This window comes from Rossellomorea sp. KS-H15a (assembly GCF_024195245.1).
Classification (GTDB): domain Bacteria; phylum Bacillota; class Bacilli; order Bacillales; family Bacillaceae_B; genus Rossellomorea; species Rossellomorea vietnamensis.
This window is the reverse complement of the sequence record NZ_CP096886.1, coordinates 2260059-2285907: the sequence shown is the minus strand read 5'-3', so window position 1 is coordinate 2285907 and position 25849 is coordinate 2260059. Positions and strand designations below refer to the sequence as shown.

32 protein-coding genes are annotated in these 25849 nt (G+C 42.2%); 8 read left to right on the top strand and 24 right to left on the bottom strand.

All coding sequences use genetic code 11. The annotated features are described in order from the left end of the window. Positions 1 to 72 precede the first annotated feature (72 nt). The 5 genes from M1J35_RS11730 to M1J35_RS11710 form a co-directional block, all read right to left on the bottom strand. Positions 73 to 459, bottom strand: a complete 387-nt coding sequence (locus M1J35_RS11730; RefSeq protein WP_098440853.1) for a DUF3397 domain-containing protein — start codon at positions 457 to 459, stop codon at positions 73 to 75. Position 460: 1 nt separating this feature from the next. Next, a complete protein-coding gene (locus M1J35_RS11725; RefSeq protein WP_254651293.1) occupies positions 461 to 1357 on the bottom strand; it encodes a 2-dehydropantoate 2-reductase in 897 nt (298 codons plus the stop codon). Positions 1358 to 1496: 139 nt separating this feature from the next. Then, positions 1497 to 3038, bottom strand: coding sequence for an acyl-CoA carboxylase subunit beta (locus M1J35_RS11720; protein WP_034755884.1), 1542 nt, complete (start codon positions 3036 to 3038; stop codon positions 1497 to 1499). A gap of 94 nt (positions 3039 to 3132) precedes the next feature. Then, the gene (locus tag M1J35_RS11715) at positions 3133 to 3348 is read right to left on the bottom strand and encodes a biotin/lipoyl-binding carrier protein (protein WP_034755887.1); all 216 of its coding nucleotides are present in this window, start codon (positions 3346 to 3348) and stop codon (positions 3133 to 3135) included. Between the two features lie 62 nt (positions 3349 to 3410). Next, positions 3411 to 4760, bottom strand: a complete 1350-nt coding sequence (locus M1J35_RS11710; RefSeq protein WP_254651292.1) for an acetyl-CoA carboxylase biotin carboxylase subunit — start codon at positions 4758 to 4760, stop codon at positions 3411 to 3413. 232 nt (positions 4761 to 4992) lie between these two features. On the opposite strand from M1J35_RS11710, the gene M1J35_RS11705 reads away from it, so the two are divergent. Further along, positions 4993 to 5469 (top strand): N-acetyltransferase, encoded by a 477-nt coding sequence (locus tag M1J35_RS11705; RefSeq protein ID WP_034755893.1) that lies wholly within the window; start codon positions 4993 to 4995, stop codon positions 5467 to 5469. Between the two features lie 48 nt (positions 5470 to 5517). Here M1J35_RS11705 and M1J35_RS11700 read toward each other — a convergent pair whose 3' ends face one another. The 4 genes from M1J35_RS11700 to M1J35_RS11685 form a co-directional block, all read right to left on the bottom strand. After that, positions 5518 to 6129 carry an RsfA family transcriptional regulator gene (locus tag M1J35_RS11700; protein ID WP_034755895.1) on the bottom strand — a complete coding sequence of 204 codons (612 nt, stop codon included), beginning with the start codon at positions 6127 to 6129 and terminating at the stop codon, positions 5518 to 5520. 127 nt (positions 6130 to 6256) lie between these two features. Beyond that, positions 6257 to 7015 carry an enoyl-CoA hydratase/isomerase family protein gene (locus M1J35_RS11695; protein ID WP_254651291.1) on the bottom strand — a complete coding sequence of 253 codons (759 nt, stop codon included), beginning with the start codon at positions 7013 to 7015 and terminating at the stop codon, positions 6257 to 6259. Between the two features lie 130 nt (positions 7016 to 7145). Further along, a complete protein-coding gene (rpmF, locus tag M1J35_RS11690; RefSeq protein WP_034755898.1) occupies positions 7146 to 7319 on the bottom strand; it encodes a 50S ribosomal protein L32 in 174 nt (57 codons plus the stop codon). A 64-nt stretch (positions 7320 to 7383) separates the two neighbouring features. Next, positions 7384 to 7926: a YceD family protein gene (locus tag M1J35_RS11685; RefSeq protein ID WP_224520319.1), complete on the bottom strand. Its 543-nt coding sequence runs from the start codon at positions 7924 to 7926 to the stop codon at positions 7384 to 7386. Between the two features lie 448 nt (positions 7927 to 8374). Here M1J35_RS11685 and M1J35_RS11680 point away from each other — a divergent pair, with 448 nt between their 5' ends. Next, a complete protein-coding gene (locus M1J35_RS11680) occupies positions 8375 to 9622 on the top strand; it encodes a nucleotidyltransferase (RefSeq protein ID WP_371928662.1) in 1248 nt (415 codons plus the stop codon). Positions 9623 to 9675: 53 nt separating this feature from the next. Here M1J35_RS11680 and M1J35_RS11675 read toward each other — a convergent pair whose 3' ends face one another. Beyond that, on the bottom strand, positions 9676 to 10719 hold the full coding sequence (locus M1J35_RS11675; protein ID WP_254651290.1) for a SepM family pheromone-processing serine protease: 1044 nt from the start codon (positions 10717 to 10719) through the stop codon (positions 9676 to 9678). Positions 10720 to 10726: 7 nt separating this feature from the next. After that, complete coding sequence (locus tag M1J35_RS11670) at positions 10727 to 11506, bottom strand: patatin-like phospholipase family protein (protein WP_254651289.1); 780 nt, start codon at positions 11504 to 11506, stop codon at positions 10727 to 10729. 174 nt (positions 11507 to 11680) lie between these two features. On the opposite strand from M1J35_RS11670, the gene ylbJ reads away from it, so the two are divergent. Beyond that, a complete protein-coding gene (gene ylbJ / locus M1J35_RS11665) occupies positions 11681 to 12901 on the top strand; it encodes a sporulation integral membrane protein YlbJ (RefSeq protein WP_061809838.1) in 1221 nt (406 codons plus the stop codon). A gap of 76 nt (positions 12902 to 12977) precedes the next feature. Here the strand turns inward: ylbJ and coaD are convergent, their stop codons facing one another. The 3 genes from coaD to M1J35_RS11650 all read right to left on the bottom strand — a co-directional run bounded on the left by coaD (position 12978) and on the right by M1J35_RS11650 (position 15721). Continuing rightward, the gene (gene coaD / locus M1J35_RS11660; RefSeq protein ID WP_034755912.1) at positions 12978 to 13463 is read right to left on the bottom strand and encodes a pantetheine-phosphate adenylyltransferase; all 486 of its coding nucleotides are present in this window, start codon (positions 13461 to 13463) and stop codon (positions 12978 to 12980) included. A gap of 34 nt (positions 13464 to 13497) precedes the next feature. After that, on the bottom strand, positions 13498 to 14052 hold the full coding sequence (gene rsmD / locus M1J35_RS11655) for a 16S rRNA (guanine(966)-N(2))-methyltransferase RsmD (protein WP_224520321.1): 555 nt from the start codon (positions 14050 to 14052) through the stop codon (positions 13498 to 13500). 262 nt (positions 14053 to 14314) lie between these two features. Further along, entirely contained in the window at positions 14315 to 15721 is a 1407-nt protein-coding gene (locus tag M1J35_RS11650; RefSeq protein ID WP_254651288.1) for a hypothetical protein, read from the bottom strand. 668 nt (positions 15722 to 16389) lie between these two features. Here M1J35_RS11650 and M1J35_RS11645 point away from each other — a divergent pair. Further along, positions 16390 to 16779 carry a DUF7147 family protein gene (locus M1J35_RS11645; RefSeq protein ID WP_224520323.1) on the top strand — a complete coding sequence of 130 codons (390 nt, stop codon included), beginning with the start codon at positions 16390 to 16392 and terminating at the stop codon, positions 16777 to 16779. An 81-nt stretch (positions 16780 to 16860) separates the two neighbouring features. Here the strand turns inward: M1J35_RS11645 and M1J35_RS11640 are convergent, their stop codons facing one another. Next, complete coding sequence (locus tag M1J35_RS11640; RefSeq protein WP_224520324.1) at positions 16861 to 17136, bottom strand: YlbG family protein; 276 nt, start codon at positions 17134 to 17136, stop codon at positions 16861 to 16863. Positions 17137 to 17271: 135 nt separating this feature from the next. Here M1J35_RS11640 and M1J35_RS11635 point away from each other — a divergent pair, with 135 nt between their 5' ends. Further along, positions 17272 to 17586 (top strand): hypothetical protein, encoded by a 315-nt coding sequence (locus tag M1J35_RS11635; protein WP_224520325.1) that lies wholly within the window; start codon positions 17272 to 17274, stop codon positions 17584 to 17586. Positions 17587 to 17653: 67 nt separating this feature from the next. Here the strand turns inward: M1J35_RS11635 and M1J35_RS11630 are convergent, their stop codons facing one another. From M1J35_RS11630 to M1J35_RS11615, 4 genes are all read right to left on the bottom strand, one after another. Further along, complete coding sequence (locus M1J35_RS11630) at positions 17654 to 18100, bottom strand: YlbF/YmcA family competence regulator (RefSeq protein ID WP_034755927.1); 447 nt, start codon at positions 18098 to 18100, stop codon at positions 17654 to 17656. A gap of 135 nt (positions 18101 to 18235) precedes the next feature. Next, positions 18236 to 18628, bottom strand: coding sequence for a hypothetical protein (locus tag M1J35_RS11625; RefSeq protein WP_051758155.1), 393 nt, complete (start codon positions 18626 to 18628; stop codon positions 18236 to 18238). A 93-nt stretch (positions 18629 to 18721) separates the two neighbouring features. Further along, positions 18722 to 18964, bottom strand: coding sequence for a YlbE-like family protein (locus M1J35_RS11620; protein ID WP_224520327.1), 243 nt, complete (start codon positions 18962 to 18964; stop codon positions 18722 to 18724). Between the two features lie 10 nt (positions 18965 to 18974). Next, the gene (locus M1J35_RS11615; RefSeq protein ID WP_224520328.1) at positions 18975 to 19397 is read right to left on the bottom strand and encodes a YlbD family protein; all 423 of its coding nucleotides are present in this window, start codon (positions 19395 to 19397) and stop codon (positions 18975 to 18977) included. 162 nt (positions 19398 to 19559) lie between these two features. Between M1J35_RS11615 and M1J35_RS11610 the strand changes: the two genes are divergently transcribed. After that, on the top strand, positions 19560 to 20048 hold the full coding sequence (locus M1J35_RS11610) for a PaaI family thioesterase (RefSeq protein ID WP_254651287.1): 489 nt from the start codon (positions 19560 to 19562) through the stop codon (positions 20046 to 20048). A 35-nt stretch (positions 20049 to 20083) separates the two neighbouring features. Here M1J35_RS11610 and M1J35_RS11605 read toward each other — a convergent pair whose 3' ends face one another. Together M1J35_RS11605 and M1J35_RS11600 are read right to left on the bottom strand one after the other, a co-directional pair. Further along, positions 20084 to 21127: a CAP domain-containing protein gene (locus M1J35_RS11605; RefSeq protein ID WP_244886954.1), complete on the bottom strand. Its 1044-nt coding sequence runs from the start codon at positions 21125 to 21127 to the stop codon at positions 20084 to 20086. A gap of 253 nt (positions 21128 to 21380) precedes the next feature. Continuing rightward, positions 21381 to 21815: a CBS domain-containing protein gene (locus M1J35_RS11600; RefSeq protein WP_224520331.1), complete on the bottom strand. Its 435-nt coding sequence runs from the start codon at positions 21813 to 21815 to the stop codon at positions 21381 to 21383. A 252-nt stretch (positions 21816 to 22067) separates the two neighbouring features. Between M1J35_RS11600 and M1J35_RS11595 the strand changes: the two genes are divergently transcribed. Together M1J35_RS11595 and ytvI are read left to right on the top strand one after the other, a co-directional pair. Beyond that, a complete protein-coding gene (locus M1J35_RS11595; RefSeq protein ID WP_034755941.1) occupies positions 22068 to 22427 on the top strand; it encodes a YugN family protein in 360 nt (119 codons plus the stop codon). A gap of 194 nt (positions 22428 to 22621) precedes the next feature. Continuing rightward, complete coding sequence (gene ytvI / locus M1J35_RS11590; protein ID WP_034755943.1) at positions 22622 to 23680, top strand: sporulation integral membrane protein YtvI; 1059 nt, start codon at positions 22622 to 22624, stop codon at positions 23678 to 23680. Between the two features lie 78 nt (positions 23681 to 23758). Here the strand turns inward: ytvI and M1J35_RS11585 are convergent, their stop codons facing one another. The 3 genes from M1J35_RS11585 to ctaF form a co-directional block, all read right to left on the bottom strand. After that, positions 23759 to 24220 carry a DUF420 domain-containing protein gene (locus M1J35_RS11585; RefSeq protein ID WP_034755946.1) on the bottom strand — a complete coding sequence of 154 codons (462 nt, stop codon included), beginning with the start codon at positions 24218 to 24220 and terminating at the stop codon, positions 23759 to 23761. Positions 24221 to 24320: 100 nt separating this feature from the next. Beyond that, entirely contained in the window at positions 24321 to 25229 is a 909-nt protein-coding gene (ctaG, locus tag M1J35_RS11580; protein WP_229595383.1) for a cytochrome c oxidase assembly factor CtaG, read from the bottom strand. Between the two features lie 287 nt (positions 25230 to 25516). Continuing rightward, the gene (gene ctaF, locus M1J35_RS11575) at positions 25517 to 25849 is read right to left on the bottom strand and encodes a cytochrome c oxidase subunit IVB (protein ID WP_034755952.1); all 333 of its coding nucleotides are present in this window, start codon (positions 25847 to 25849) and stop codon (positions 25517 to 25519) included.

The following is a 25849-nucleotide window of genomic DNA, read 5'->3' as shown; positions in this document are numbered from 1 at the left end:
CTAGCTCTTGATATCCTAACGATGAGTATATCATTCCACATAAGGAAAAGGAAAAAACTTGCCTGCTGAATTTTAATACAGTTCCAGGATTCGGAGGACGAGGCCCGTAATCATCAATGTGATATAGGCAGTAAAAAATAAAAGGAAGTTCACCCGCCAGAATCCTCTGAGCACTTTTGGGTAGTCGATCTCACCCTTTGCTTTCCAATACATGATGGCAAACAGCACCCCGATTGAACAGATCACAATAAATATGAGCCACAGATAGGACGTCCTCCATATGGCAATGACAATGAAATGAACAGATACAATCAAGAGAAATGTCGTAATATCAATGGCGATATGCACAGCTCTCCGGTGACTCTTTAAAATTTCCTTAGCAAGAATAAAACTGATGAAATACCCCAAAAATGGAATCATAACGAAAATGGCAATGATCGTCGAAAAAATGGAAGCCATTTTATCCCCCCAGACCTTCTCTTTCTATTCCTTTAACTAATTTGTAAAGTAGATTCATGATGGGTACAAAATGGTGTTCTTTTTGGGCTTTGTCCAGAAGGACGCCAATGATCGATTCAATTTCCGTCTTTCTTTGTGATTCTATGTCTTTTAACATGGAAGATCTGTTCTGATATGTATTCCGGCAGATATCGACTACTTTTTCGAAGGAAATATTCCCTTTCATTTGAGGAAATAAGAGAAGCATCTCGTTGAATAAATCCTTCTGCAAACCATGGAAATAAGGGTTTTCAACAAGCTTACCGTTCGTCACACCCGTTAAAGCTGTGAGCGGGTTGATTGATACATTGACGAATAACTTAGTCAGGAGCATTTTCTCGAAGTCTTTCCGGATTGAAAACCGGAAGGAATCAGTACTCTTTGATACTATTTCTTCTATCACATGCCAATTCCCTCTAATTAACGCAATATTCGTCTCTGCTTCCCCTAAATGGTGAACGGCGGCGTCATTTTCCTTCATGGCTCCATGATCCACCGAGCCCGCGACCAGATGCCGATGAGGTAATGATTTCACCCAATCAACATGACCTATTCCATTTTGAACAAACAGTAGGGGCACGTGAACTCCGAGTTCGACGAGTTCCTTTCTAAGAAACGGGAGATCATATTCCTTTACAGCTACAATCACAAGGTCGAATTCCTTCTCCGTTTCGGTTTCTTGTACGGCTCCTACCCTGGTTGTGATGGCCGACCCTTCTTTATAGATGGTAACCCCATTTTCCAACAGTGAGCGAACTTGAGACTCCCTCCGAACGATAAGGGTTACATCAAATAACCGGCCAAGATAACCGGCAAATAAAAGGCCGACCGCTCCTCCTCCAATGATTCCAATTTTCATACAAACTCCTTCTTTTTCATCGTTTATGAACATTTTACCAAATTTTTCTGAGTGAGAAAACGATTATAGGCAGAAAGAATCAATCCTTTTCGAAAGAAAGGGCCCGTTCAAAAGGAACGAGCCCGGCACTGATATGTCCTTATACAGGATATACAGGATGTTTTCTTTCACTGAACGTGACATCCTTTGTTTCATAAAGCTTATAACGCTGGATCAATACGGAGCGCAATTCATTCGGGGCGGTGATTTCATCTACAATTAATTCAGAAGCCAATTTATAAATGTCGATATGCTCTTTATATTCCTTCTGTTTTTCCTGGACATATTGAATTCTTTCTTTAGGATCTTCGATTGCCTGGATCTTGTTGGAATATACAGCATTTACCGCAGCCTCAGGACCCATTACGGCAATTTGAGCCGTAGGAAGGGCAATACAGACATCCGGGTCGAAAGCAGGACCTGCCATGGCATATAAACCTGCTCCATAAGCTTTCCTTACGATCACAGAAATTTTCGTTACCGTTGCCGAACTCATGGCTGCTATCAATTTTGCACCGTGGCGGATAATACCCGCTCTTTCCACCTTGGTCCCGATCATGAATCCAGGTACATCAGCAAGGAACAACAAAGGAATATGGAAAGCATCGCATAATTGAATGAATTTAGCGCCCTTATCCGCGGAATCATGGAAAAGGACTCCACCCTTCACTTTCGGTTGATTGGCAATGATCCCTACTACCTTACCGTCAAGTCGCCCGAAACCTGTAATCAATTCAGGAGCGAATAGCTTTTTCATTTCAAAGAAGCTTCCTTCATCAATCAACGTATCGATGCAATCATACATATTGAATGGAGCATTTTGATGTTCAGGGATGATGTCTTCGAGAAGCTTTTCATGTTTAGGCGCAAGTCCCTCAAGCACCTTGGGCTTCTGTTGGTAATTGGCCGGGAAATAACCTAAATACCTTTTCGCTTCTTCAATTGCCTCCTCTTCGGAAGCCGCAAGCAGGTCACCACAACCACTGACCGTACAATGCATTCTTGCACCGCCCATTTCTTCAAGGGTCACTTTCTCCCCAATCACCTTTTCAGCCATCCGAGGCGAGCCAAGATACATGGATGCATTCCCATCCACCATGATGACGATGTCGCAGAATGCAGGAATATATGCTCCTCCGGCTGCTGATGGTCCAAAAAGGACACAAATCTGCGGAACCATCCCGGACATCTTCACTTGGTTATGAAATATTTTGCCTGCCCCCCGACGATTCGGGAACATATCTAACTGATCGGTGATACGTGCGCCTGCAGAGTCCACTAAATAAAAGATAGGCACTTTTAAATTAAGGGCCGTTTCCTGGATCCGGATGATTTTCTCAACCGTCCTCGCACCCCAGGATCCGGCTTTAACCGTGGAATCATTGGCCATGACGCACACAGTCTGTCCCCCTACTTTTCCTATCGCCGTCACTACACCATCAGCCGGTAAGTCGTCCGCCTTATTATTGGCAAACATTCCATCTTCCTGATAATCCCCATTATCAAATAATTGTTGCAGGCGATCCCGGACAAACATCTTTTTCTGTTCTTTCAATTTCTCATGATATTTAGGCTGACCACCGGAAGCAATTCTTTCCCTTGTTTCTTCAAGAGTATTGATGATCGTTTTAGATGTTGACATATTATCCCCTCCGTCGTTTTATGTAAAAATACAAGAACGGCTCATAAACAAGCCAGAAACCGCAAACGATTTCTGACTCATTGTCTTACCCGGATCATCCTTCGATTATTAGTAATACATCGCCTTCATTCACGAAGTCCCCTACATTTACTTTAATCTCTGTGACTTTCCCGGCAGCTTCAGCTTCAACGGGAATTTCCATTTTCATAGATTCGAGCATTAGAACAGTATCTCCGCTCGACACCTCTCCACCTTGTTCCACTAATACATTCAGTACCGTCCCTGCCATTGTTGATGTGATTTCCTTCATGATTGATTCCTCCTGTTTGTCTTCTTATGTTTGATTGAGGTGCGGATCATTCCGCACCAACATTACGTACGGTTGGCTGTCAAAAAGTCCTGGAGCCATTTGGTCGTATACGATCCATCTTTAAACCCGTTGTCTTCAAGGATATCCCTGAAGAGACTGACATTGGTTTTGACCCCTTCAACCGTTACCCCCGCAAAGAAAAGCTTTGCCTTGTCCAGCGCATCCTGACGGTCATTCCCCTGGATGATACACTTGGATATCATCGGATCATAGAAGGGGGTCACATTGTTCCCCTTTTCGTATCCGCTGTCAATCCGGACACCTTCACCTTGACCCCATTCCAATTCTGTCAGCTTGCCTGGAGAGGGATAAAACGTCTTTGGATCTTCAGCATATACCCTGAACTCAATTGCATGACCGGCATTCTGGATTTCTTCCTGCCTGCAAAGGGGCAGAGGCTCTCCGCTTGCTACCAGCAGCTGCCATTTCACGAGATCGAGCCCCGTGATCGTTTCAGTGACCGGATGCTCTACTTGCAGACGGGTATTCATTTCAAGGAAGTAAAAATTCTCCTCTTCATCAACGATAAACTCCACCGTTCCTGCATTCGTATAATTCACTGCTTTTCCAGCCTTTATGGCAGCAGTGAACATCTTCTCCTTCGTTTCTTGAGATAGGGCGGGAGAAGGTGATTCCTCTATCACTTTCTGATTTCTTCGTTGTACGGAACAATTCCGCTCGAATAGATGAACGAGATTTCCATGGTGGTCACCAAAGATTTGTACTTCTACATGTCTCGCATTCTCTATACATTTCTCGAGGAAGACTTCCTCTTTCCCGAAATAGGCTTTAGCACGGTTTTTAGTAGAATCGAAGCTTTGAACGAGCGCTTGCTCATTTTCACAGCGGATCATACCGATCCCGCCGCCGCCACCACTTGCCTTCAGCATCACGGGGTAGCCGATGTCATTTGCCACCTCTTTAGCAGCCTCTATGGTATCGACTCCTCCGTCGCTTCCAGGTACTACAGGAACAGACGCATCCTGCATCACTCTTCTTGCCTCTACCTTATCTCCCATTTTCTCAATGATGTCATGGGCAGGACCAATAAAAGTAATCCCTTCTTCTGTCACCCTCTTCGCGAAGTCGGCATTTTCCGAGAGCAGGCCGTACCCGGGATGGATTCCATCCACTTTCTCCTTCTTTGCAACATCCAATATATTGTCCACCACTAAGTATGAACGGTTCACTTGTGATTCACCTATGCGGAATGCAACATCCGCTTCTTTCACAAAGGGCATATCCTGATCTGCATCTGAATAAACCGCGACTGTTTGAATGTTTAATTGTTTACATGTTTTGATGATCCTAGAAGCGATTTCTCCCCTGTTTGCAATTAATATCTTCTGCACAATCTCTCCCCTTTCTTCATGGAACACACCTGTTCATAATACGAATTCTACAAAAATCGTCGAAATCCTTCTTCTCCATTGTAAACGTTTTCTTAATTAAGTGCAGAATTTTTTGTTATTTTGTTATATAATAATAATAAATACTAGTTCTAATAGTAAATGAATTGCAAACGGATACAACATTCTTATTGTATTCAAAGTATCATTTTTCAGCATTTTAGGAGGTCATACTATGGCAGTAAAAGTGGAAAAATTAAAAGTAAACTATAAAACTCTTGAAGAGTTTAAAAAATTTAAAGAATATGGTGTACAGGAATTATCCATGCTTGAGGACCTGCAGGCGAATATCATTGAAAACGATAGCGAATCTCCGTTTTACGGAATTTACTTCGGGGATACTCTGGTTGCCAGAATGAGTCTTTATCAACGCAATGCCCGTTTTGATCAATACTTCGATCCTCCCCAAAATTACCTGGAGCTTTGGAAGCTTGAAGTATTGCCAAAATACCAGAATAAAAGCTACGGAAAAGAATTAGTGGAATTCGCCAAGACCTTTGGATTGCCGATCAAGACAAACTCTCGAATCAAATCTCAAGGTTTCTGGGAGAAGATGGGGTTTGAAGCCGTAACATACGAAGTGGAAAGAGATTTAGGTGAAAATCCATACGTATGGTTCCCTGAAGGGGTCAAAGAACAGAAAATCAGTTAATATACGAAAAAGGCTTGCTCAAGTACACTCGAGTCAGCCTTTTTCATTTCATTTATTCAATCGTTGTAAATTGCCGTTCTTATCCATCTGGAATTTTACTTTGTCTTCATTTCCTTGTAGCAGGGCCATCTTTCTCGCTTTTTCAAAGATGGCTAATAAAGATTTATGATCTTCTTCAAGGAGATTGAATTTTTCTTCATACTCTTTCAACTCTTCTTCTGTTGCTTTAAGCTTTTCCTGCAGTTGTGAGATTTGTTCGTGAAGCTGATTGTTTTCATTTCGTACTTTCTCCTCGTTACGGACGGCTTCCTCTGCTTTTTGAAGGTACTGTATCATGCTTCCCATCGAAAAAGCTTCCGGAGACTCCGACGCACATTCAACCGTCGGGATTTCCTGCTTCTCTTCAAAGGTCTTCTTTGGCGGAGAATATTTTTTTGATTGCTTTCTCTGTTTCTTTGCCAGTTCTATACCGGATTTATATTGTTTACGAACAAATGAATTCCAACGAAAGCCGCATGCCGCGGATGTCCTTGATAGTTTTTTTCCTACTTCTTCAAACGCTTGCAGCTGAGTCCCACCTTCACGTATATGACGCAATACCACTTCCGCTAACAACACATCTTCATCCTGGCTCCAGGCATCCTGTCTATTTGAAGACATTTCCATCCCCCCTATTTCGTCAGTTTCTCCATACATATGCTCTTACTAGAGAAGATAGAATCAGCATCACTATTTTTAACATACAAAAAAGGAACCGGTTTTCACCTGCTCCTTTTACATTCATGAACTATTTAGATAAAAATCGATCGACTGCTTTGTGATGCTCATCCTGTGCCCACAGTTTGGAGCAGAGTTTGATTTCCTCCAGGATATTGGCTTCTATCCTCTTTGTATTCCATTGATTAAGGAGTTGCCGTTTATATGCCTTCAAGACTCCTGCAGATTTAGACGAAATCATCTGAATAAATGGTACTTCATGTACAGGTACCATTTCATCCACCACTTCATCTACGAACCCCATTTCATGAAGTGCTTCTGCCTGTTCCAGACGTGCCGTCATTAAAAGAGACATGGCTTTGGAGACAGGAATTCTTTCAAGGAGAAGGGTCCCGCCTCCCCATCCGGTGGTGATGGCAAGATTCCCTTGAACGAACCCCATCTTCGCGGTTCTTCTTGCTACTCGGAAATCACACGCAGCGGCGATCTCACATCCCCCTCCAATGGCAGTGCCATTGATGAAGGCAATGGTAGGTTTCGGAAGAAAGGCGAGTCTCGTAAGGAGGCTGCCCATTTTACTGAGCATTTCGAAGCTTTCACCTTCTGTTTTCAGATTGTGGAACTGCGATAAGTCTCCCCCGGAACAAAAAGCACGATCTCCGCTTCCGGTTATGATGAGCGCTTTTACATGTTCGTATTGAACGCACTCATCCATCACCTTCTGAAGTCCATTCATGATTTCGTAGCTAACAGCGTTTCGTTTATCCGGGCGATCAATGATAAACTCCAATATCCCTTCATTGTTCATATGTAATACATATTCTCCCACTTCTAAAGCCCCCTTTTATCTTACATTTAGTGTATGGCTTTTCCGATCCATTGAACAGACCTTTTCTATAGATACGACAAAAAAGCGTGAAGAGCCATGGTCTCTTCACGCTTTTTAGCGGTGTAAGCGATTATTTGCTTACAACTTCTTTTCCTTTATACGTTCCGCACTCTTTACAAACACGGTGTGCTAGTTTCATCTCACCACAGTTTGGGCATGCTACCATACCAGGTACACTTAGTTTGAAGTGTGTACGACGTTGTCTTTTTGCTGTTTTAGAAGTTCTTCTAAAAGGTACTGCCATTCTTCCCACCTCCTTAAAAGAGATTCATACTCATTATGAAGCCAGTCGAGCTGGTACTTCGCTTTTAAGAGTTCTTGTTTTGATCAAGAAGTTTTGCTAAGTCAGCGAGTCGAGGATCTACTTTCTTCTCTTCCTCTTGTTCGACTTCATGAGCCTGTTCTTCGGTCATCACTTCCCAGTTCTTACCGGAAGGCATCTCATCTTGTTCTCTCGCTTCATTACTAATTACCTGCATCGGAATCTCAAGTAACAGCAATTCTCTGATAGCCGGTTTTAAATCAATAACATCACCTTGTATACGATGTACTTCTTCTTCCTCATACTGATCATAATCAGCTTCATTTAGAAGATACGTTTCAATCGTATTGATGTCAACTGGTAAATCGACATCCACAAGGGTTCTTGAGCAAGGCAGGACTAACTTTCCTTCTATATGAAGATGAAAAGTGACACGGTTTGAACCGATATCCGCCTTTCCGGACACCCGAATAGGTGAGACTTCTATAATTTGGGGATCGACTTCTTTCAGTTCGTCCAAATTAATCGTTTCGTCTATGGAAAGTCCCTTGTCTCTGAATTTTTGTAATTGGATTATTGACCATTTCAATGTAATCACCTCAAGGCAACAAAGGTAATTATAGCTTTCATAATACCGTTTGTCAATATTTTTTCTTTACACTCTCTTTAACCATAGTGTTGTAATTATAACGTTTAAATATAAGGACTTTCAAATATTTTATTATATTCGTTATGAGTCATTCAATTGAGATGCTTAATTGGGCTTATAATAAAACAGTGACCGTTCCTCTCCGCTGCAGCCACTTGCTTTCCTTGGGGAGGAAGTCAAGCCTCCTCGGGCTATTGCCCTGCGGGGTCTTGACCTTTCCTCTATTTCCCGCAGGAGTCAAGTGGCTTCCGCTACGATCCACTCTTTGATTCTAAAGAATAGTCTTTCCAATCTAACTGAAAGGCAGAATCATTAAATATGTTATATTTAGTGAGATTCAATAAAAAATGATATTTAAGTAATTTTATTTTCTACTATTATAAAGAATATGAGACTGATTATGGAAAGGTTGTGGGTTTTTATGAAGGCGACAGGGGTAGTTGTGGAGTACAATCCGTTTCATAATGGACATTTGCATCATTTGAGGGAAACAAGGGCCGCTACCGGGGCGGATGTTGTGGTTGCCGTGATGAGTGGGCACTTCCTCCAGCGTGGTGAGCCTGCACTTGTTTCAAAATGGGCCCGTACGAGGATGGCACTGGAGTCAGGAGTGGATGTCGTGATAGAGCTTCCGTATTGTTTTGCGACACAGCATGCGGAAATTTTTTCAAAAGGGGCGATTTCACTCCTGGACCGATTTGGCTGTGAAAGCTTCTGTTTCGGTAGTGAAGATGGGGATATTGATGCGTTCTTAAAGACGATTCAATTCATCCAAACACACCAGGAGCAATACGATACGTACATAAAGGAATTTATCCAGGAAGGGATGAGCTATCCCTCAGCACTGGCCGGTGCCTTTCGGAAATTGGGAAATCAGGATTCTGTCATCGATTTAAGTAAACCCAACAATATTTTGGGATTTCACTATTTGGAGGCAAGGAATCAGCTTGGGTCTTCATTAGAAGCGTATACGATTACCCGGGAATCAGCCGGTTACCATGATGAACATTTCTCTTCCCCTTCCATTGCCAGTGCAACCAGCATTCGCAAAAGTATATTCAGTACCCGAGGGAACCACGAGATCGAATCTTATCTTCCTGCCAGTTCTGTGCAGGAACTGGAAAGATATAAAGGCGAGTTTGGTGGATTACACAGGTGGGAGAGTTATTGGACCCTGCTTCAATATAAGCTTCTTTCCTCTTCAAAATCTGAGTTGAGGGATATATATGAAATAGAAGAGGGAATAGAAAACCGGATGGTAGAGTATGCGAAGTCTTGCTTATCCTTTGAAGAATTCATGACGAAGCTTAAGACCAAGCGATACACGTGGACACGCCTTCAAAGAATGCTCCTTCATGTACTAACCGATACACATAAAGAAGAAATGAGGAGCCGGCATGACTCTCCTCGTTATATCCGTCTTCTCGGTATGAATACCAAGGGAAGGGAATTCATCCACTCCCGGAAAAAGAATCTGTCCCTCCCTTTGATCAGCAAGCTATCCAGTGCAGACCCACATGATATCCATTTAGATATCAAGGCTGCGGAAATCTATTCATTAGGCCTGCAGGATCCAAACGCACGCAAAAGACTTCTACGACAAGAATGGTCCCAACCCCCTATTATGATGTCATAACAATGTGATTCAAACAAAGAGACTGCCCCCCGTATTGAAGGCAGTCTCTTTGTTCAGTTTTCGATCGATTTGAGGAAGGACAATGCTTCATCAAATGTTTTTACGGGTATCACTTTCATATCCGTACCGATATCTTCAGCTGTTCGTTTCGCAGCGGTATAGTTGGATTCAAGATCAGGGTATTTTTTCTTCATTTCTTTTGTAATGGTTTCATCCGGTGCAAGGAAGTATTCGGCATCCGCTTTATCAGCAGCAATGATTTTTTGTTCGATGCCTCCGATACGACCGACCACACCATCCTCTGAAATCGTCCCGGTCCCGGCAATCCTGTGCCCTTTAGCCAGATCTCCCTTCGTCAGTTGGTCATAGATTTCCAAACTGAACATCAATCCGGCGGAAGGTCCCCCTATTTCCTCGGTCTGAAGCTTTACGGGTGGATCTGTTATGATTTCTTTATCATCGCTCAGTGTGATGCCGAGGCCAATCTTATCAGGGACATCGGGAAATGCTTCAAGCGGGATCGTTTCAACCTTTTCCTCTTTATTCCTGACGAATGTGATATCCACTTTATCCCCTTTTGTTTTCCCACTTACGTAATCAATGAATTCTTGTGACGACTGAAACGTTTGACCGTCTATGGCGGTGATCCGGTCGCCAGGTTTCAACACTGTTTCAGCCGGCATATCCGGGTATATATTTAATACATAAATCCCTTTATATTTATATTCATACGGTTTGCCTGCTTTTTTATAGGCCACTTCAATGGCATGGGTTTGGGAATTATTCATGAGCTGAAGTTGGCGAAGATTGTATTCTTCATCGCTTTCATGCGGACTTCTGATCTCCTCAACCGGAAAGATATATTCATATTTCCTTATGCTCGCCATCAGATAGGCATATATATTCGCCCTTCCCATCCTGACGGTTGTCAGCATCAGTTCCCCATCGTCATCATATCCATTCTCGACGTGGACGATTGGATCAAGTTCATGTGCATTCCCGGGTTTCGTAACATAGAAAGGAAGATAATAAAAAGAAGTGGCGACCATAATGATGGTCATGATCAGCAGGGTTTTTATCAGCGTTTTTGTTTTCATATATTTTTTACTCCTTCCAATTGTCCAGAGCTTCCTTGATGGAAGGAATAGCCTTCTTTGCTTCTTCTTCTCCCATATCGATGATTTCTTCAATATTTTTAAAAGCTCTGGTGCTGTACATTTCTACATGTGGTCTGATCATGAAATCAGAAGCAAATTCACGGTGAGCGACGATTTCCAGTTGGAGAATATCAATGCTTTGCATAATCACGTCATAGATGGTGGTGATTTCTGCATTACGTTTCACATGGGACACATCGACCCCGATTACAATGTCCGCTCCCATTTCTTTCACCACGGAAACCGGCACCCGGTCAATGACCCCTCCGTCCACCAATAGACGGCCATTTATCCTTTCAGGCACAAAAATACCCGGTATAGCGATACTTGCCCGGACTGCGCTTGCTATTGGACCGGTGGTAAAGATGACTTTTTCTCCGTTTGTAATGTCAGTTGCCACAACACTTACAGGGATATTTAATTCTTCAATATTTTTATTATGGGTAAAGAGCTGAATGAACTCTTTTATTCTCCTGCCAGATATGAACCCCATTTTCGGAACGGTAAAGTCCAGATAATACTTCCTTCTGAAGGTAGTGGAAAGCTTGTATAGGTCTTCCATCTTGTGACCCACCCCATAAAAGCAGCCGACGAGCGCCCCCATGCTGCTGCCTGCAATCATATCAATCGGTATGTTGGCATCATCAAAGGCTTTCAAGACGCCTAAATGAGCAAATCCCCTTGCGCCACCCGAGCCGAGGGCTAATCCGATCTTTGGTCTACCCATGCCCTTCCCCCTTTTCCCGAGTCATCGGTCTATTCATCATATGGTCTATTTCAAGTATGTATGAGTATATTGGATAATATGAGGACAAGTTGAATTAATCTCATTTTATCATTCTTTTCCCATTTCACAAGGAATTGAAATAGAAGGAACTATTTTTTAGGGGAGGAAGTCCTGTTGTTCAAATCTAAAATCAAAACCTTGGCTTTATCCATAAGTGTGACGGTATTTGCCACCTCTCTCATCTTGATGCCCGGGGAATCATTGGAGGCATCCATCAGAGGTTTGGACATGTGGTGGGAAATCGTCTTTCCATCCCTATTGCCGTTTTTCATTGTATCTGAAATGCTGATCGGATTTGGGGTTGTCCGGTTTATAGGTGTCATGCTTGAGCCCTTGATGAGACCATTATTCCGGGTTCCGGGAGTTGGTGGATTTGTGTGGGCGATGGGTATGGCATCAGGCTTTCCCGCAGGAGCTAAATTGACAGCCCGTTTGCGCCAGGAAAAACAGATTACAAAACTGGAAGGGGAAAGACTCGTTTCATTCACGAACTCTTCCAATCCGCTATTTATATTCGGGGCTGTTTCTGTCGGATTCTTCCAAAACGCGACCCTTGGGATTGTGTTAGCCGCTGCACATTATATCGGGAATATATGCGTAGGCATCGTCATGAGATTCTACGGGGTTAAAGAGAAAGAGGAAATCAGAAGCCGCCAGACAAAAAGGAAGGGTTTCATCCTCCGGGAAGCATTCTCGGCACTTCACCGGACAAGGTTACAGGACAAACGTCCCATCGGCAAACTACTGGGGGATGCCGTCACTTCATCCATTCAAACGTTGTTAATGATCGGTGGATTCATCATCTTATTTTCTGTCATTAATAAAATGCTGTACCACTTAAACATCACAACCTTTTTTGCCGAAGGTCTATCGGCTTTATTTATCCTTCTGCAATTACCCGACCAATTAAGTATCCCATTTATTTCAGGACTCTTTGAAATCACATTGGGTTCAAAACTCACAAGCGGTGTAACGGAAGCCACCCTCCTCCACCAAGCGATCATCACAAGCTTTATATTAGGTTTCAGCGGTTTCAGCGTCCAGGCACAGGTCGCAAGTATCCTGGCAGATACGGATATTCGATTTAAGCCTTTCTTTTACGCTCGCATAGTTCACGGATTTGCCGCATCCGTCACGACCATTCTCATTTGGAAGCCCATTTATGAGAGGTTTTCCGATGAGCAGCTTTCCAACGCCATCCCGGTATTCGCCAGGCACAACGACGCATTTTGGACCGACATGCTCTATTGGTTCAAGACGGCAGGTCCCATCATCACGATTTCAAGTCTGATCCTATACATGGTTCTATATGCACGAAAACATGTGAATCATTGAAAAAGGGTTGATCCACTTAGACCGATTTCACAGTTAGTGAAGAAATATGGTCAATAGTTGGATCAACCCTGTATGGTTAGTCACGCTGATATTTCGCCTTTAATGATTCTTCTACACGCTTCGGTACAAGTTCAGAGATATCGCCTCCGTATTTAGCCACTTCTTTGACAATACTCGAGCTTAAGAAAGAATACTGATTATTCGTCATGATGAAGAACGTTTCAATTTCATCATCCAGTACCCGGTTCATGGACGTAATCTGCATTTCATATTCGAAGTCCGATACCGCCCTTAATCCCCTGATGATTGCTTTTGCATTCACACTCTTCGCATAATCGACCAACAAGCCTTGAAATGAATCGACTACCACATTTGGTATATCCCTTGTCACTTCCCGAATCAATTCGATTCGTTCTTCAACCGAAAAGAGTGGTTTTTTAGAAGAATTATTTAATACTACCACATACATTTCATCAAATACCTTGGCACCCCGTGTAATAATATCCAAATGTCCATATGTAATGGGATCAAAGCTTCCCGGACAAACTGCTATACTTGGCATATACTTACCTCCAGCTCTTTATCGTAATCCTCAATCATTCTCCCCTGGAAAATATCGATATCCTGATGATTCCATAGGTCTCTTCCCTTACCTTCTTCAAGCTCCCCACTCTATCTTCCAATGTTATTTCAGATCCATGTTCACACATGACGAAACCGCTTTCATTCAGAAGGTTGTGTTCTTCGATGAATTCCAGGAGTTGTTGAAGTTTCTGCTGTTTGTAAGGGGGATCCAGGAATATATAGTCAAAGACTATTTCTCTTTTTAGTATCGCCTTTAACGCTCTTGTAGCTTCATTTCGATATACTTCACTTTGGTCCATCAGATTACAGTCTTTAAGATTGGCCTTTACCGTTTGGAAAGCCTTCTGATCCCTATCCACAAAGATGACGGAATCGAGTCCACGGCTTAATGCTTCAATGCCCAGACCGCCGCTTCCTGCAAACAAATCCAATCCTGTCCCGCCTTCAAAATAGGGACCCAACATATTAAATATCGATTCTTTCACCTTATCTGTTGTTGGCCTTGTTCCACTTCCAGGAACAGCTTTTAACGGCCTGCCCTTTAACGTACCTGATATGACTCTCATAATCATCCACCATATATGTATTTTTTCCTCCCTATCCTATCATATCTCGACACATATCGCCACATTCAGAATTTGCATCAAAAATGTATAAAATCATTTTGATAGGTGATAATGAGAGTAACAGCATCCTAACTGATGTTGTTGCCAACCGCGGAGAAGACTTACGATTCCCCATAAGTTCTTCCTCCGGTTTCTCCTCTCCCTTTGCCTTCTTTCCAGAGATGGATATAGAAGGACCCTGCAGAAAGTTCTGCAGGGCTTTTTACGTTTCCTTTAAGATTTCGATTGCATTTTTCTTGTTCTTCACTTCAGCATTGAACAATTTTTCAAACCAATGGACATCCATATAGGTGGTATCCCCTATCGTTTGAACCGGCTTTCCCAGTAATCCATAATTTTCTTCATTGTAAATAAAATAATCTTCATTTAGATAAAACCTTAAAGTATTTCCCTCTACTGTAGTGAAGTACACGCCAGGCTGCAGTTCTTTCATTTCGATCCCCATTGCCTCGACTGCCTCAGGGAATTGAACATATTCCTTTTGCTGATAAGAAACGTATGATAGCTGAATTGATTTTTGATTGACTATTATCGGCTTGCTCGCCTTCAAAATAAGAAAAGGATGCTCATTTCCTTTCACACTGCCAGCAAAAAATGAACAATTTAACCCTGTCACCTTACTGACTGTATCATCCAACATGTTACGGTCTACGGTTTGGTTCCTTACCCTGTGTCTAAGATCATCCCACTCGGAGGGGCTCAGACCTTCTTTTAACTGCTTGTATGCCCATGCCGGTTTGGCAGCGTTTGGAGGCTCATTGAGGAGGATACTGACAACCAATTCCTTCAACCAGGCATCTTCATCCCTTGAGGACAGTGTTTGGTACAATAAGCTTTGCCTTATCCTTTTCACTTCTTCTCCATAAGCATCATTCAACACGATGAGATGGGGGGACTTAAAAGGTTTAATTTTTTTTGAAATGAGAACAGTCACAAAGCCGTCAGCGGATTCGAATGAATCCAACTGATCAAGATCGACTGGATCCCCTTCCCCAGTCAATGCCTTTACTGCTCGCGACCCGCTTTCTTTCAGCGATTCTTTTGTCCACACTAAATCTGAAGGTTCCCCTCTGCCACTGAAAAAATAGTAATCGATATAATCCAGCTTTTTATGGTTGGATGAAGGATACCCCCCAATCCATTTTCCGTTCCTTAAGCTCTTTTCCGTTAACTCAATGTCCGTTTTGAGGGTTGAAACCCCGGAAAGTACAGGATACCAATTTCTTAAAGGTACACTGTCAGCTTTCATCGAGTGCTTTAATGAATAGGTGATGGTGATTTCCTGAGGATCCTGATTCAAGGTCTTAACATAAAATTCACCGTTTTCTTTCGTCAAACAATTGTTTTCTTCATTATCATTACAGGCAAAGTTCCCTGCCCCCACCGGCCATTTGATCAGGAGTGGATCAGAAGGAATGCCCGATGGGAAATGAATCGTCTCAGTCACATCAAACGTATCTCCTTTATGAATGATGGAATAGGCTTGACTTACCTCAACAATACCCGACTCACCCGCACTCTCTGTCGTAAACCCCATCCATTGGAAGACGAGAATACCGGAACTAACCAGGATCATCAAAAAACCGAAAGTGAACACAAATCGTCTCATACTATACCATTACCTCCGTTTACTACTTAAAGAATAGCAGAAGAATAAGAATAATAGTGGTACATATTTGTGAAATCCTTCAAAAATTGTTGTTTTTTCACTTCCTATGATCTGTAGCTCTGTCAACGAGTGTGAGCTACAGGGTGAGGGGAACTGCTTCGCTTTCCACGGACGTTCGGCCGAGCCTCCTCAGCACAATTCGCTTCCGGGGTCTCGACACGCCCGTTTTTTCCGTAGGAGTCTACGCAGTTCCCCACACTCTCTTATCAAGCTATTGGTGACAGAGCTAAATGCTTCTAAAAATTCTTTAAAGAATTAAGAGCATTTAACTTTAACAATTCTACAACTATAAACAATCACTTCAGCCTTAAAAAATTCGAAGTAATATAGACATTTATTCAAGTTGTTTAAAACATTTTTTAATAGTTGATTGGAGCGGAAGGTGCTCGACTCCTGCGGGAAATGCTGGACAGGTGAGACCCCGGAAGGCTAAGCCTGAGGAGGCTCACCGCCAGCCCCGCGGAAAGCGAGCACCTGGAGCGGAAATCAACCACTACTCGCTTCTTCTAAAGCAAAACATGAGCGTCTAAAATAGCGTCTTTACTTATGTCTTCAGTTTTGAAATAATAAGGAATTGATGAACTTGGTAAGAAAAGGGGAATAATACAATGATTCAACGTTTTATTGAATTAGGAGAAGGTTATTCAGATATTTATGAGCTTTTGGAGCTTGCGAAAGCGAATGAAGAACGTTTGCAACATATGCTCGCATTCCATACCATTGTGAAGGACCGCGCTGTCACTTCTTTGGCCATTGTAATGAAACCGACGGAACAAGGAAAATTCCAGGCCATTTATGTATGCCGTGAAGGAATTCCCAATCCTAATATTACACCGAACCAGCGCTACTCACTATTTGAGGAGACAGCCGAGAAGCTTGGCAGGGTCATCATTCAAATGGATGTTAAGCCCTCGACTCTATTTCCGGAAAATGCACTGTACTATCAGCATTTGATTGCCATTTTGAGATTGAATCATTATATTCTGCCTCTGCAATGACCGGCGCCTCGCGACTTAAACAGCTTGATCTGACAGTCCAATGAAAAAAGCTGCCAAAATAATATTCTTTGGCAGCCATTCTTAAAATCCCATTTTGTAATCATATTCCTTCGCTTTATCAGGACGTGAATTTTCAAAGACGGACTTGATAAATGGCTTAAAGGAAGGATCGACTTTCTTCACGTATGAATAAGCAGAGATTCTTTCCATCACCGAGTCCAGTTCGTCCTGATTGCAATACAGTACCACATATTTCATTTTTTTCGATACATAGTGAACATTTCCAAATCGTCTAAGGGACTTGGCATGCTTCAAGCTATGTAACCAAACAACTAAACCTTGTCTTTCTGTTAACATATAGTTTCCCCTCTAGGAATCACTTTTTTTTAAGTCTAGCATAATAGCGTGTGGGTAAGCAATAAGTAATGGGATGATCTTTCCTTAAATGGAGTGTAAAGTAAATAGTGCATATCGAGAGAACGGAGGGCATACATGGACTTGAGCGTGATTTGGGACTATTTCATTGAACACCTGAAAGAAGAGGACGGAATTGAAGAAGCACAAGTAAAATGGAGTGCCGGCATTCCATTCATCTATATTCGATCAAAGAAACCGAAAAATGAAATTGAATACTGCATCAAGAAATGGTCGGCTAAAGCCATGCGTGGAAAGAGACTGCATTCTGATACTATTTTTTTCAGGGAGAAAGAATTTTTATATGTGTATCGCCACCGGTTCTTTGTTCCCCAGGAAAAAATGTTTTGCTGTGGGAATCTCTGTGTGGATTGTGTACGGTTAAAACAATAGGTGAAATCCCCTTGAAATAAAAGAAAGAGCAGACATATTCAGTCCGCTCTTTCTTTTATTTGTTTTGTCACGCCGAACAACCGCAGCTTCCACCTGAACCGCAGCCGCCTCCACAGGATCCCCCACTTGAGAAGAAAGGATTTCCTGATGGAACCTTCACATTTTTAGAGACGGAATGTCCGATCACAAGGCTCACCTGATCAAGGAGATCCTGCAACTCGTTTTCGGCTCTGCGGAATTCTGCCACATTCTCATCAAGATCCATCTCCCGCTTAACTTCCCGGATTTCTTTCATGATGGTTTTGTAGTCAGGATGGTATCTGCCAAAGCGTTGTACTTCTTCGTAACTCTCTTTCATCCGTGAAAAGGTTTGGACCTTTCGCTGGGTTTCAGAATTGTTACGCAGTTTATATAAAGACTTACGATAATTCTCTGCCACATCAGATTCTACTATCCACTGAGATAATTCGTCAGCTGAATCCAATATTTCCATTCTTTCAATAGTAGCAAGCATAACGCCCACCTCCGTAACGATATTTTAACATGTTTTACGGAAGGAAGCGAATAGGCAAATTCGATATTTTAAAATCGAAGGCATAAGACTAAAATAAAACACCGCCGAAATGTGGCGGTGAAGTTCTCGGGCGTCTTATTGAATGGTCACATAAAATTGTTCCTTCATCCCAAATGACTGGTTGTTTTTCCCTACAATTTCAACATTTAATAGGTGCACACCTTTGGGTAAACCTTTAATGACAAAGGCAGCCGTGTGATATTCTTTATATAAATTCCCTGTATTGGATCTGACAATGATTTTTCCTTTTTTGGCGCCCTTTTTTTCTGATGTGAATGTAACACCCGGCACAATGCACTCTATATACACTTGATTTCCCTGAACCATATGTTTGATGGAAACAGGCTTTTGCTCTCGATTGGCCGCCTCCACCTTATTAGCGAACGAGAAGCTTTCCGGTTCCGGCATCTTTTCCTTACAACCGCTTAATACTAGTAAAGCGAAGGCTAACATCATCATTTTCTTCATCGTTTACACCACTCCTTACCTATAGCCTTGCCCTATCGATCCCTTTTTTACTCAAATATTGCTTGTCCAAATGACGACAAAAAAAATAGCACCTTAATTGTCGGCACTATTCATTGATTGAAACATACTGATCATCATGGAAGCCATCTGTACTCCATTCGAAAATTTTTGAACCCTGTGTGGAATCGTTTTTTCAAAATGATTGATGGACGCGATTTCAAATTTCTCGAGTTCATTTGGATTTCGGGAAAGTGTGCGATACCACTGGGGTTGATCCCTTAGAAATAATTTCAGGTCTTCTTTACCGTAAATATATTCAATGATGTCCGATCTCATATTTTACCCCCTAATCTTTCCGGAAAGAAAATGGATGGGAAGGTTTGGATGGAGCTTCCGTTTTGGTCGCTGTACCGGATCCCCTATTGTTACCTGATTGAAATTGACTGAGAACTCCCTGAACGGTCCCAAGAGCTTCACTTAAGCTGTTGATATGCTGCTGCAATTGATTAGCGTCCATTTTCTTCACCATTTCTCCCACCTGGTCCATCCACCCTCCTTTACTTTCGGAATCGGTCGAAGTCTTTTCATTCTCTTTCTCTGACTCTGTCCTATATTTATCCCACCTTGTGTCATCTTCCCCAAGCAAATACCAGTCTTCAAAGAGATCCTGCCAGTTAGCATCGCCGTTTCGTACATCCTTAATGATTTTTGGATGCTTTTTCACAAAACCTTTAAATTCTTTGACTTTAGGGTGTAATGATTTCCCCATAATATGAACACCTCCATTACAGGCTTCTACCTACTATACTTTATGAAAAGCTGAAAAGAATGGTGATACATTCCTTTTTGTAGTAATATTTACATGTAATTGCCCACTCGTTGTCCCAACAGTTCAGTGCTGACTGTGAATACTTTAAAAGGATGTTTAAACATGAGAGAACAGGTAAAAAAATTATTTAATGAATGTATGACAGGAGCTACCGATGAAGATCTCCTGATTATGAACCAGCTGCTCGAAGGTATACAGCGGAAGAAAAACAGTGAAAATGGATCAATCATCGGCGGGATCTTCGCCATGGACAGAAAAATGACAGACGGGAACTTAGAGGTGAGCATACCGATCTCTCCCGTTACATATAACTCGCTTGAAATTGTACATGGTGGTGTCACCGCTACCCTCGTTGATACTGCTATGGGTACCCTGGCAAACATGATGCTTCCCGAAGGATATGGCGCAGTGACGACAAACTTAAATGTCCACTACCTGGCACCCGGTGTAGGTGAACGCCTCACTGCCCATGCGACAGTCGTTCATCAAGGAAGCAAAACGATTGTAGTGGACGGTAAAGTCGTAAGTTCTAACGGTAAAATCGTAGCTCACTCAACCGGTTCTTTTTTTATTTTCAAAAAGAATCAATAAAAAAGTGGATTCTCCGTTCTGGAGAATCCACCTTTTTATTCTTCTTCATTCATTTTCTCTATGAAATTCTGGGTGTAAAATCGTTTGTAAACACCTACGCCAAGATGGGTGAAATTCTTCTCCAGCAGGATCTTCCTGTGACCTTCTGAATTGAGCCAGCCGTGCACAGCTTCCGGGGCATCCATATATTGCGATGCGATGTTTTCCCCAGCTGTCTTAAAACGTACATCCCCTTGTTCCAATCGCTGAGTAAGATCCCCGAGAGTAGGTGAATCATGGGAGAAGTAATCCTCTTCATACATTTCTTTACTATGTCCCCTTGCTACCTCCGCCGTTTCCTCATCCCACTCGAGAGTTTCTTCATCAAACTGATGTCTGATTACATTCGTAATATCAAATATCTGCTGTTCACTTGCTGTATTCACTTTATCCCATTCGTCTTCACTCGGTTCCGTTTCCTCAGCGAGCTCACCACGATACATCATTTCATACGGATGCATCTCGATCAATGTGCGGCTATCCAGAAATCGGATACTCGTCAGTCGGCCTGTGATTTTGTCCAAATAAAGCTGAGCATAGATATTTCCGAGGGGTACGAGAAGGCGTGTATTCAAATCTTCTTCATTCAATTCAAATTGGTAAGCTCCTGAATCATCGTTCACAACGATTTCAGATTCGACAATGGTAAAACGATAAATATCTTCCAGGCGCTGTCCAAGCTTATAAGGTGCCACATCCACCTGATTCCCGATGGCATATAAGGTAACCACCTTATCATTCACAACACCCATTTGTATGTATTGTTTAGTTGAAATCGGATAAACCCACCAATCATATCCGTACGGACTGGGTTCGACTCTTTCCGGGTCCCCAAATGATTCCTTTACCATTTTGGTATCTTTGCCTATCCAGGTGGATAAGCCTGAAGCGGGTCTTTCCCCTGGTGTCTCGATGGATTGATTCACCTGGTTCTCTTTGTCTTCCTTAAGAGTCTGGGTTTCTGGTCCCTTTAATGGTTTGTTTTCCTGCTTTTGACCTTGATAAATACCAATAATTAAAATAATGACAAATATGATCAAAACACGTAAAACGGTTTTCAGGATCTCCCCTCCTCTCTTTCCCCATGAAAAAATAGGTCAACGTTACTATGAATAGTATACACTAATCGGATTATTAAATTGTGTCTACCATAAAGAATAGCATATTTTTACCCGTACTAAAACTGACGTACTCTTTCAATCTTTTCACAAAAAAATTTTACAAAAACAAAAATCCGAACGAATTCGATTTTCAATAAATGAATGTCGAATGATCGTCCGGATCTTCTTTTGACTAAAGTGGCTTATTACTAAAGTGAGGTTCCGATATATTTTCCAGTGCTGCATACGCCTCTTTACCTAACGTTTCCCTTATGGCGAGGTCGCCTAAGGATATCATTCCGATCAATCTCTCCCCTTCAACTACAGGAAGCCTCCTGATCTGATTTTCGGCCATCATATGGGCAGCTTCCTCAACTGAGGTTTCCGGCCCAGCGGTGATTAGGTGTTTACTCATAATATCCTCTACCTTAGAAGAAGCAGGATGCTTTTCAGCAATACATCGGAGGACTATATCCCGGTCCGTCATCACTCCCACTATTTTTTCTCCATCCAGAATGGGAATGGAACCAATATTATATTCTTTCATTTTAAGAGCCACCTCATATACATTGTCGAGTAATGAACAGGTCTCTACATCCTTCGTCATGATATCCTTGATTTGAGTCATCTTATCCCTCCTGTTATTCAAAATATTTCATTTCCTATTTTCCGGCTTTAACATGAAAGATATTCACCTTTTTAAAAATCACCCAATTCAAATGATTCAAGACATTGCAAGATAAAGTTTTTTCCACTATTATTAAGTATGAGACATACCGCATTTAGTATCAATGTACATAAATGCTTCTACGATACGGACAGCATGGGGATAGCAATGTATCCGTCACTCTCATGCAAGCCAATATAGGAGGAAAATATTATGCGTTTTGAAGCAACTGAATTTGAAAGCTTAAAAGTCGATTTAAACCGATTGGACGAAATCATGGAATCCCATGGATTGGTCCGTGCTGGTCAATGGGATTACGAGCGTGTAACCTATGACCGTAAATTTGAAATTAGAGAAGGCATTTTCTATTTACGGATCCAGGGCCTTGCAGTCGAGGGGGATGTCGGAAAGCATGATGCTGTTATCCAATTAATGACTCCTCTACTCGGGAAACATTACTACCCGCACGGAGTTGAATATGGCGAAGGTGAAGAGTTCCCTAAACATCTTGTCACTTCTTGCGAAAAGCTCTTAGCTGATGTGAAAAAAGATGCAACGAACTTTGCATGGTAATAGCCCATATAGAAAAGACTGTCCGCCTTGTGGACAGTCTTTTCTATATGGGCTTTTTGTACGAAAGGCACTTCATTACACCCTGTTCTAAACGGAAACAAAACCTTCAAAATTTCACTTTCTTCCCACTGTTCATTCTTCTCTGACTCTAATATAATAAAAGGAAGAGGTTCCTGTTAGAAAGGGGTACACCATTGTCCAAGTTTTTCACTAAAAAAGTATGGATGATCTCTTTGGTCATCTTACTGATAGCATTAATTGCATTTTTTATTCTGCCGGTTTCCGTAACATTGATCACTGCGATCATCACCGCTCTTTTTCTTGAGCCTGCTGTAGGTTTCATCCAAAAACGCTTTTCAACAAAACGGAGGTTCGCAGTCCTTTCCGTCTTCATTCTGTTTCTGCTCCTCATCAGTGTTACCTCGTTTTTCGTCACCACTAAAGTGGTCGGAGAAGGAATTAAGCTTATTGAAGATGCACCCAAATACGTTAATCAATTGAGCGATATCTGGCTGGATTATGAAGATCGATTGTTGAATGCAACCGAGGATCTTCCCGATGAATTGGTCAAGAGCTTCAGTGATGATGTCCAGAGCTTTCTGGAGAGTGGTAAAACAAAGATTCTGAATTCATTCAACATAGAAAGAATCAGCGTGTTTTTGTCGTATATACCGAATTACCTGGTAAGTTTTCTTGTCTACTTAATCGCACTTTTTCTATTCATGCTGGATCTGCCCAGGATCAAGAAATCCATTTATGGTCATCTGACAGAAAGAACAGCTGAGAAAGTAACCTTTATGACGTCCAGACTTACCTACGTGATATTTGGATTCTTTAAGGCGCAATTTCTCGTCAGTATCATCATCTTTATCGTTTCCTTGATCGGGCTTCTTTTCATAGCTCCTGATGTGGCGATTGTCATGTCCATCATCATCTGGGTGATTGACTTCATTCCACTGATCGGTTCCATCGTTGTATTGGGCCCATGGGCAATCTTCCATCTCTTGACTGGAAACATCGCTCTCGGAACCCAATTAGCGGTGCTGGCCGCCATATTGTTGATCATCAGACGAACAGTAGAGCCGAAGGTAATGGGAAGCCATATCGGATTGTCCCCCCTTGCTACGCTCATTGCCATGTACCTTGGCCTTAAGCTATTTGGGGTATTGGGATTCATTATCGGCCCATTGCTTCTCATTGTGTTTAACTCCGCTAAAGAAGCAGGAATCATTAAAACCAACTTCAAAGTATAAAAGGGCAAATCCCGCTGCTCGGGATTTGCTTTTTTATATACAAAAAACCGCTATGCTTATTTCGCATAGCGGTTTTTATTAATATCCCAGTATAGCCCTAATAACGGACGTTGTCTCTCCACCTTTGTAGAAAACGTAAAGCAGAAGATAAACCGCAACCCCTGTGATGGCCGTAAAAAACCAGATGAAGCTTGTAATCGGACCAAGCTTGCGATGGGTTTTCAGGCGATCCTTATACCCTGTCCAAAGGCTTAAGATGCCAAATACGGCGCCTGTGGTCGCGAGAGTAATATGAAAGACCAGAAAGATCGTATAATAGACCTTGATATCATCAGGACCGCCAAATGATGTGTTCCCGACAAAAATCGTCCTGCTCAAGTAAATAACGAAAAAAATAAGGGCGAAGATCCCCGCAAGCGTCATCGTTTTCTGATGTTGTTCAATTTTTCTTTGTTTAATCTGCCACCATCCTATTGCTACAGTGACAGCACTTAACACGATGAAACTCGTGCTAATGGTAGGTAAAATAGGTAAATCCATCTCGTTTCCTCTCTTTTCTAAAAAATTCTAACCGGTATTTTCAAGGCACCTATGTACATACAGGAATAACCACACTCCCGGATATCCCTGTATACGCAATTTATTGTTCTGGCAGAGTTGAATCAGCAACCGGATCATAGGAAAGCTTCTCTTGCTGCTCCTGATCCTTTCTATACCATTGGAAGAACAGATTAAATAGCACGACTCCAAATACGATTTCCTGAATAATCTTCATCAGGACCCCCCCAAGCTGTTGGTCATTGAGAGTCGACATGGACGTGAATAATTCCGGACCTGTAAGTGTCAACCCTTCTAGTGTATTCACAGGTACACATAGAGATAACGCTTGAAGCCATTCGTTTGGATCATAATAAGTCGCATACATCGGGTTTTCGGCGAAGATGATCAATCCGCATGCCGGGGTCAATAACACGGCGCTTCCCAAGATATACCCGATTCGTTTTAAACCACTTAATTCAATATCTTCATCTACCGGATTAATCAGTGGCCACCACATAAATACGGCAAGAATGAATAATATAAACGTGGTCAAAGCGTGTAGAGTGACATCCGTCCGTACGTTATCAAAAATTAACGGGATATGGTATATCGAAAAAACCAGATTGAATGACAATAAGGAAATCAGCGGCTTGGTCATAAAGCTGAATATCTGTTTCACGACCGGCAATTCAATCGTTGCCTTCCAAACCCAATCCGGTATTCCCAAAATCAATAATGGAGTAAAGACAAGATATAAAAAGGCCATCTGTGTCATATGGGCAGAAAACAATATCCCGCTCAGAACCTCAACAGGCGAACCCTTGATGGCATATAATAAAACCATCGAAACAAGGAAAAACGCTGCTTCCTTCCCAGTCAGCTTCCTGCTATCCCTGAAGCTGTCCCTCCACTTTATCGTAATCAAAAAATAGAGTACCGTCATAAACACCAGCGTCAGAAGAAAAAACGGGCTCCATAACGCCATAAATCCAAAAATACCCAAAGGCATCTTCTCACCTCATTTCACAATTAACACCTACCCCCATTATACTGACAACCCTCCCCCACTTCAATGCGAGGTCATGACAAGTTCTTGAACAAATCGAAAAGCGGAGCCGACTGGGTTGGCCCGACAAGCATAAGATGAATGGGCCGGGAAGGCGTTCTTTGCCTTCTTGGACCATTTAGCTTATGACCTCGAGGGACAAGGAGGCGGAGCTGGACAATCTAAAAGCAGAGGCGCCTTGAACAGCCCCGACAAGCACAAAAAAAGCCAGCCAAACGGCTGACTTTTCTTTAGATCCATACAATTGTTAAAAATGTTAACACTGTGATAAATGCAACAAGTGCACCAGAATACAGGAACAATGAAGGAGCTTCATGACCCTTATGACTCATATGCATGAAGTAATACAGTTGAAACACCAGCTGAACGACTGCCAGTAGGAGAATGAATGGTACAACAAAGTACTTATCGAAATCCCCTGCTACAGCGATAAATGCCACCAATGTTAAGAAAATCATTAACATGAAGGATGTTAACTGCATTTTCATGTCTTCTGCATTCTTCTTACGACGGTACTCGTAATCTACACTTGGGTTACCTGAAGTTGATTGTTGATTCGCCAT